This is a genomic window from Nostoc flagelliforme FACHB-838, assembly GCF_014698065.1.
GTDB lineage: Bacteria > Cyanobacteriota > Cyanobacteriia > Cyanobacteriales > Nostocaceae > Nostoc > Nostoc flagelliforme_B.
Genome location: NZ_JACJSI010000295.1, coordinates 1 through 7,386 on the forward strand (window position 1 = coordinate 1; position 7,386 = coordinate 7,386).

Genomic DNA, 7,386 nt, shown 5'->3' on the forward strand with positions numbered 1-7,386 from the left:
CAGCAATCGTAATTTTCGGCTTGAGCTTCACGCTTTTTTAGGGGCTTTCCTCTACTTCTAGAATGACTTTATCATCAAAGCCTCATTGCTCAACCTCCATCTCCAAAGCGATCGCTACCTTTCTTGGCTTCTTAGTATACGTGTACTATATTTAGATGCGTTTGCCCTGATGATTGAAAAGCCTAGTGAAAAGACTTTACGTAAATAATTCACTAATTCTGCTCCATAAAACTGATCTATAGATGTTCCCTTCTTATTATCTTGTATTTTTCCAGAATCAAATATGATTCTTATACTGCTAATACAGAAATGACCCAACCTTTAGTAAAAACAATACATAATCAGTATTGTCATATACAAATTTTTCTAGATAATCTAAAGAGGATATAAAGTTAGTTATTTAGATGTAGACATCTAAATGAATTGACGAGATCAAGCGTTTAATAGCCATTGGTCTTGAGTTATTAGTTTTCTGGGCATTGCATAATATAGGGATGAATTGAGGTGTTCTACTGTGCATTGTCCATACTATGATACCAATTCACAATTCGCAATTCGCAATGACGCTCTCTACGAGACGCTAAAAGCGAACGCGGACTCGCTTTGCGCGTCGCTGTTTTCATGCCCAAAGGGCTGTACGCAATTAAAAAACTTAGATGCAGCAAAGCTTTCAGGGGTTACATCTGTATCAGATTTTTCGTGAAATGGTATGAGTCTGCGGATATCAGAAAAACGGTAAACGAAGAGGTAAGCAGAATCACATTTGTGTCAGTTGTGGTCGTCAATTTATCGATGTCTATATCACATCAACCAACTAAAAGTGCGCTCGACAACCCAAGGTTTTTTGAGCAAAGCAAAACATGAAGGTTTGTTCTGGGCGCAAAACTACCTGCACAATCCAACGGCAAAAATTCATCATCCATTGCATAAATGGTTCGTAATCATTGCCGCCATCAACCCAGATAGTCGTCAAGCGAGATATCTTTTGATCGGACTGTTTAACCCGCCTGAAAACTTGTTTTTCTCCTTTTTTTCACCGACATTAGCTGCTGTTACTAAAACCCTTAACACTAATCCCAAGGTATGGACGGTCATAAATCGCTTACGTTCTTTTAGCTTTTTACCTGCATCAAAACCAACTGACTCACCATTGCTGCGCTTTTAACGCTTTAACTGTCAATTATTGGCTCGGATAGCCTTGGGTGAGGTTTTTTATGATAATGAAACATTCTATCGCGGCTGGTATTCAGAGCAATTGATTGCTTGCTTGGTAAAAACAACCAAGGGGTTTACTGCACACTTGAGATAATTATTGCCATCAAAGAATTTACAGCTTCTACAGGGATATTGCTTCAGTCGATTAATGTTTAATACCCGATTTTTATTTTCTATAATCTTCAAAACATTTGAGATAACAAACAAGTAAATCGTTGCAACAGTCATAAAGCAAATAGGAGCTAAAATTACTATAGTTGTAGGTATATCTTCATCCTTTTTTTTCGCCTCATTATGTGTTGCCGTTATTAGTTTAGCTTCAATCAAGGTGGATTGATTTGCACTTGTTTCTGCGGATATATAAATTTGTGGTATTTCCGAGAACTGCATATGAAAGTTATTTGCCAAAGACATAAATTCTGTTTAATAGGTTTCCATCCCATTTTTTGGAACAGACTAATCATTGAAAATGAATCAGAAGACTTAACTGTTGTTTTTCTTTTGGTACTATTTGAGTTCTATCTACACCAATACTTTTGCTCTTCCAGGGTGAGGTAACAACTTCAATCTTATGAATCTGTAGTAGCCCACAATATTTGAAGATAGTAGTACTCCAAGGTCCAGGTTGTTCGTTCATTTGAATAACTAAAAGTGTAGAAACTCCTGCTGCTAACCAATCTCCTTGTAATATAGATGGAGCTTCCACAACCACAATCGATTCAGAGAGAATAGTATGGTTGACTTCAATTCTTTGTCCACCTATAAACAAATTTTCAGTAAAAGAGATGAGATTGTCTTGAGAGTTGATGTTACTTATGTCATCCTTGATTTGTTCTGTAATCGAAGAGCCTAAATCTTTAATCATCTTAGGAGTAGGTGTATGATATGAGAAAAAGTAACTATCCATACCTAAAGAGCGTGCAAAACTACAATTATTTAAAAGAGTTTCTTTAACTAAAATCAAGAAACTTTACTAGATATTCGTCGAGATTCTAATAAACAAGTATTGAGAGAATAATAAACAGAATGAATTCTCTTAAGAGTGACTTTTAAAGCTGTAACCATCATTGAATGTATCGCAATTGCTAAGATGTAGTCTCCAGAATAAATTTCAGGATTTTCTTGTGCTGAGATGACTTTATCTTCCCTTAATATCCCTAAAAAACTACATTTCTCGGGTAACTGAATTTCGTTTAGATTAATACCACAGTAAATACTATTTAGTTGGATTAAAACACCAAATAGACTCGGTTCAATTAGACTTTGGTTGTTCAACACAAAAGAATTTTTATTTAACTCTAATGTTATTGTGCATCATTTTATGTAAAAAATATGCCTATCTAGATATATTTTGAGAAAAATTAAACGTTATACAAAAAATAAACATATGTTTATTTTTACCTAAACAGCCTATATTTAAAGATATAAATTCGATAGATAAACTAGTAAACAGTCCAAATATAAAGGTAGAAGTAACAAAGCTGTATTTTACTGCCATGTGTCATTTAGGAATATTACTCAGACAAGATTTGAGAAAAAACTAACTTTTATCTTAAAATTTGGATTAACAGGCCAGCTTCATTACTTTTACGCTTAATATTTGAACATCTTATAATGTTTATAGTCTGAAATTATTGTGTCTAAGTTTGAAAGTTCTGCTCTAAATCATTGGTTACAAATTAAGGTCGCAAGGCAGTTTTAACAGTTATCAATCATCAGTTACCAGTTAATCCCCATGAATGAATTCAAAGGATTTTAATAATGAATGATTTTCCTTTTTTTCACAAATCAATTTGGGGGCTTGCACCCAGAATGTGAACAGTGAAAGGCGCGCAAATTTCTGATAACTGTTCACTGTTGACTGTTCACTATATCTGAAATTTGTCCATAACAAATCGATTTTAACTGATAAATTCAGATAAAATTATCACCAAGTTATTAGTTTTTTAATAAGTCCATTGTCCCCCCTCTTTCAATATACTGAAATTTTTCAAATAGAGTTTATTTTTTTAAATGGGACATGCTCTGTGAGAATGAATGAGAATAAATGCGATTAATTTTCTGGTGCAGCAAAATACTTGATAGGATCAGTTGCCTTACCTTTTTGATGAGTAATATAAAAATGATATAGACTGCGGTAAATCATCTCTAAAGAAATATTGTTCGACGACATAGTAGTTTTTATATTGGTCAAAATGGCCACAATTGGGTCAATTTCATGGAAAATTCCTATGAATTAGTCGCTGAATTATTGAGATAAATCCTAATATGTGTAAGTACTACCAGAACTTTGAGAGGGCTATGAGGCTTATCATATCTGCGTCCTAGCTCTTTTTGTCCTCCGTAAGGTTTGTACTCTGAATGCCTGGAAGCAGATAAGCTTCGTCCCTACCCAATGTGAAGATTGTTGCGTCTCGAGCTATTAGCACTCGCTACCCAGGGCAATTGTGAAGGTGGCGTTGCTGAATTAGAGTATGAATTGACATTTTTGATATAACTAAACAACGATTTTTTGCGCCTTTGCGTCTTTGCCTAAGACTAATTCATACTTTCAATCAGCAACGCCGTGAAGGTTTTCAGTCTACTGACTTTTGATTAACTGTTTTTGTAAAGCAATAAGCACAGCTTGAGTGCGATCGCTTACTTTTAATTTCTGTAGGATTGCATGAATATGAACTCGTACTGTTCCAGATGCAATACACAGTTCATGAGCGATTTCTTGATTAGTTTTTCCTGCGGCTAAGAGTGAGAGAATTTCTTGCTCACGTCCAGTGAGTGGATTGTCAGGCTTTGTTATGTTTTCTGGCTCAAGTTGAGGTGTCTTGTAGCTCAATGAAGAACGAATTTCTTGTGTTGCAGTTGCATCCCACCAGGAAGCACCACTGGCTACAGAACGTAATGCTAAAACTAATTTTTCCGGAGCAATTCCTTTGAGACAGTAGCCTTGTGCGCCTGCTTCAATCAAACGTGTAATTAGAGGTTTTTGCGAATGGGAGGTGAAAACTAAAACTGGCAGTAGAGGATTTTGCTGTTTAATTTGTTTACAAGCTTCGATTCCCCCAATTCCTGGCAAACCTACATCCAAAAGCACTACATCCAGAGGAATTTGCTTAAGTAGCTCGATAGCTGTTTCACCATCTTCAGCCTCGGCGACAATCTCTAACTCTGGTTCTTGTTGCAATCGCACACGTAAACCCAAGCGGAAAAGTTCATCGTCCTCAACAAGCAGAATTTTAATTGGGATAGAGAACATTTCACGCAGTTAGAGATGGAAATGGATAAATGGGCAATTTGAAAGCAAACATAGCACCAGTGGGTACTCTATTCTCTGCCCTAATTATACCTCCGTGGGCTTCAATAATTTGGCGAGATAGGTAAAGCCCCAATCCCGAACCCTTAGCTTGGCGATTGCTATGTCCTTGATAAAATCGCTCAAATAAATGAGGGAACTGTTCTGGTTGAATACCCGCACCTGTATCTAGAATCTTCACCACCTGATAAGAGGCTTGCGGTTCTAAAAATATTTTTACCCTTGCACCGCGAGGCGAATGATTAATGGCATTCACTAAAAGATTGTTAAAAACTCTTTCCAGTTGCAGTGCATCACCATTAACCCACAATGCATGTCGCCAATCGGAATCACCATAACTGATCGAGAGATGAACACGACGATTGGCAGCTAATGCAATCAAACTACTAGCCGCTTCTTCTGCTAAGTTAGTTAAATCTACAGGTGCTAAGTCTAGCTTTAAGCCTTCAGTATCATTACGATAGACATCTAACAAAGTTTCCACAATTTGGAGAGAAGTCCTGTGGCTGCGTGCCATTGTGTTCAACACTTGTTGTTGGGTTGGTAAAACGGGTCCAAACTTTTCTTGTTGAAACGCTTTGATAGTTTCAATTGCTCCCAAGAGTGGGGTTTTTAAATCATGAGTGAGTGTAGAAGCAAAATCTTCTCGAAGTTTGACTAATTCTTGTTGAGATTCCAGTTTGGCACAGGTAACGGCGATCGCTTCTTGGGAACGACGCAGGCGCTCGCTTAATACACCAGTTACAATCAAAGCTATTGCAGCGATCGCGCGACTGGCAACTATGGATGTTTTAATAACTTCACCCCCTGGCAAGAAAAGATTTACAATCGTTAAGAAAACAGCGCTCGTTGTCGCTATAAAGGTCGCACCCACCCCGAACCATGAGTTCGTTAATAATATCGGCCCCGTATAAAAGTAGCCAAACACATACTCTGTAGGTGTAATAAACTCCATCAGCACGACAGTTACAAACAGCGCTAACATGACTACCAATCTACTCAATCGTGAGTTTTTAGTCAGAAGTTTTGTGGGAAGTAGAAGCATTGAGGATATATTTTGGTCATGGAGGCTGTTAATTCCATGATAAATAATTAAACTCTGATATTCATCTTAATAAAATTCATTTAATTCTTAACAGCCGAGATACCGTTTAGATAAAAAATATATTTTGTTTAGAGATTAAGTATATCCGGTGCACCTTAAATTTAAGGTAAAACTATAATTAGGACGTTATTTATTTTAAGTGAGTTAAAATAAATCTTCATAAATACAACATAAAACCTTTTTTTGCAAAACTAGCGTTTACAAAAAAAAATAAACATACTAAACGTTTGATATATTTTACCTAAACGTGAAATATAGAAAAAATAAACGCCTTATGAATAAAAAATAAGCCTGTTTTTATATCTTCTATGTCTTGGTTTCATTCTGAAATCAATGATATTGTTTAAACAAATTGATCCAAAGAATTGTAGGCAAATTCTATGTTTATGTACGACAACTCATAAAATTAGATTAACTCCTATGTTCAAAGCAGAGTATTTGATGAAATTGAAATGTTATGATTGATATCTGATCCTCATTGATACTCAATATTCCAATAACTTTATTTTCAATAGCTTTAGGCATTTTTTAATTACGAATAATCAATTGGTATAACTTATGCTACAAGGATTGCTGCAAATAGCATTAACGCTACTAATTGTCGTAGCAATAACTCCTTTTTTTGGGCGATATATGGCGCGTGTCTACCAAGAACAACGCACTTTTCTCGACCCAATTTTGAACCCAGTGGAACAAGTGCTTTACTCTTTAGTAGATGTTGCCACTAAAGAAGGTATGACAGGTTGGCAATATGCAAGAGCCATCTTGTACAGCAACATAGTTATGGCGTTGCTGATTTTCTTCATCCTCATGAGCCAAGGATGGTTGCCCTTTAACCCTACCAAAATAGGTGCGTCAAATTGGGATACAGCATTACATACAACCATATCGTTTATTACCAACACTAACCAACAGCACTATTCTGGTGAAACCTACGTCAGCTATGTCAGTCAAATGTGGGGTTTGGGTTATCATATGTTCACCTCGGCGGCGACTGGTTTAACGGTGGGAATTGCCTTTATTCGAGGTTTGACTGGTAGACCGTTGGGCAACTTTTATGTAGATGTGATTCGCTCAATTACAAGAGTTTTGCTACCTATTTGTATTGTGGGTGGTATTGCCCTGATGGCGGCTGGCGTTCCCGAAACCTTAGCCGGTCCAGTTGTAATTCCTACTTTAGAAGATCCTAATATTAGTCAGGCGATCGCTCGTGATCCTGTAGCTCATTTTGAAATCATCAAGCAGCTAGGAGAAAACGGCGGCGGCTTTTTCGCTATCAACTCAGCACATCCATTTGAAAATCCCAACGGGTTTTCTAACTTAATTGAGATTAAGGTAACTTTGAGCAAATTAGTTTAAATCCTACAATTTAAGGAGTAATACGTTGTATGTGCAGTGGTTTTCCAGAGAAACAAAAAGACCTACAGCCTTCAGCAGCAATTAGTGATTCTGGATTTAATCAGTCAGATAACTTACTCAATGATCGCTACCGTATCATGAAACCTTTAGGGCAAGGAAGCTTTGGGAAGACTTTTCTCGCTATTGATGATAAATGTAATCGTTCATGGGGGTAATTTATTGCTGAAATCGAGCAAAATATAATGATTGAAGAAGCTACAGCGACTAAACACACAAGCTCATCGATGAAAATTAAGACTAAATCATCTCGGAAGACACATAATGTATAGGAAGCATTTATTACTTAATCAGTAGTAGGAACTTTGGGGAGTAAGGATGGAGTTGGTTGACTAGAGCG

The 7,386-nt window shown here is 36.7% G+C and carries 6 protein-coding genes and 4 pseudogenes; 4 read left to right on the forward strand and 6 right to left on the reverse strand.

All coding sequences use genetic code 11. The features are described 5' to 3' along the window. Positions 1–725: 725 nt before the first annotated feature. A pseudogene (locus tag H6G97_RS41300) lies at positions 726–800 on the forward strand (IS1/IS1595 family N-terminal zinc-binding domain-containing protein); the annotation flags it as partial. 243 nt (positions 801–1,043) lie between these two features. On the opposite strand, the pseudogene H6G97_RS56280 reads toward H6G97_RS41300, so the two are convergent. From H6G97_RS56280 to H6G97_RS41320, 4 genes and pseudogenes are all read right to left on the reverse strand, one after another. Further along, positions 1,044–1,137, reverse strand: a pseudogene (locus tag H6G97_RS56280) (IS5/IS1182 family transposase); the annotation flags it as partial. A 93-nt stretch (positions 1,138–1,230) separates the two neighbouring features. Next, positions 1,231–1,629, reverse strand: a complete 399-nt coding sequence (locus H6G97_RS41310) for a hypothetical protein (RefSeq protein ID WP_242055928.1) — start codon at positions 1,627–1,629, stop codon at positions 1,231–1,233. 46 nt (positions 1,630–1,675) lie between these two features. After that, entirely contained in the window at positions 1,676–2,179 is a 504-nt protein-coding gene (locus H6G97_RS41315) for a hypothetical protein (RefSeq protein WP_190946384.1), read from the reverse strand. After that, on the reverse strand, positions 2,176–2,493 hold the full coding sequence (locus H6G97_RS41320; protein WP_190946385.1) for a TrkA C-terminal domain-containing protein: 318 nt from the start codon (positions 2,491–2,493) through the stop codon (positions 2,176–2,178). Before H6G97_RS41320 ends, H6G97_RS41315 begins: the two co-directional genes overlap by 4 nt. Positions 2,494–3,379: 886 nt before the next feature. Here H6G97_RS41320 and H6G97_RS53890 point away from each other — a divergent pair. Beyond that, positions 3,380–3,543: pseudogene (locus H6G97_RS53890) on the forward strand (IS4 family transposase); the annotation flags it as partial. A gap of 253 nt (positions 3,544–3,796) precedes the next feature. Here the strand turns inward: H6G97_RS53890 and H6G97_RS41325 are convergent. Together H6G97_RS41325 and H6G97_RS41330 are read right to left on the reverse strand one after the other, a co-directional pair. Continuing rightward, complete coding sequence (locus tag H6G97_RS41325) at positions 3,797–4,468, reverse strand: response regulator transcription factor (RefSeq protein ID WP_190946386.1); 672 nt, start codon at positions 4,466–4,468, stop codon at positions 3,797–3,799. 1 nt (position 4,469) lies between these two features. Further along, complete coding sequence (locus H6G97_RS41330; RefSeq protein WP_422394265.1) at positions 4,470–5,510, reverse strand: sensor histidine kinase; 1,041 nt, start codon at positions 5,508–5,510, stop codon at positions 4,470–4,472. Positions 5,511–6,188: 678 nt separating this feature from the next. Between H6G97_RS41330 and H6G97_RS41335 the strand changes: the two are divergent. Together H6G97_RS41335 and H6G97_RS41340 are read left to right on the forward strand one after the other, a co-directional pair. Then, positions 6,189–6,977: pseudogene (locus H6G97_RS41335) on the forward strand (potassium-transporting ATPase subunit KdpA); the annotation flags it as partial. 41 nt (positions 6,978–7,018) lie between these two features. Beyond that, positions 7,019–7,204 (forward strand): hypothetical protein, encoded by a 186-nt coding sequence (locus H6G97_RS41340; protein WP_199350027.1) that lies wholly within the window; start codon positions 7,019–7,021, stop codon positions 7,202–7,204. The last annotated feature ends 182 nt before the right edge of the window (positions 7,205–7,386 follow it).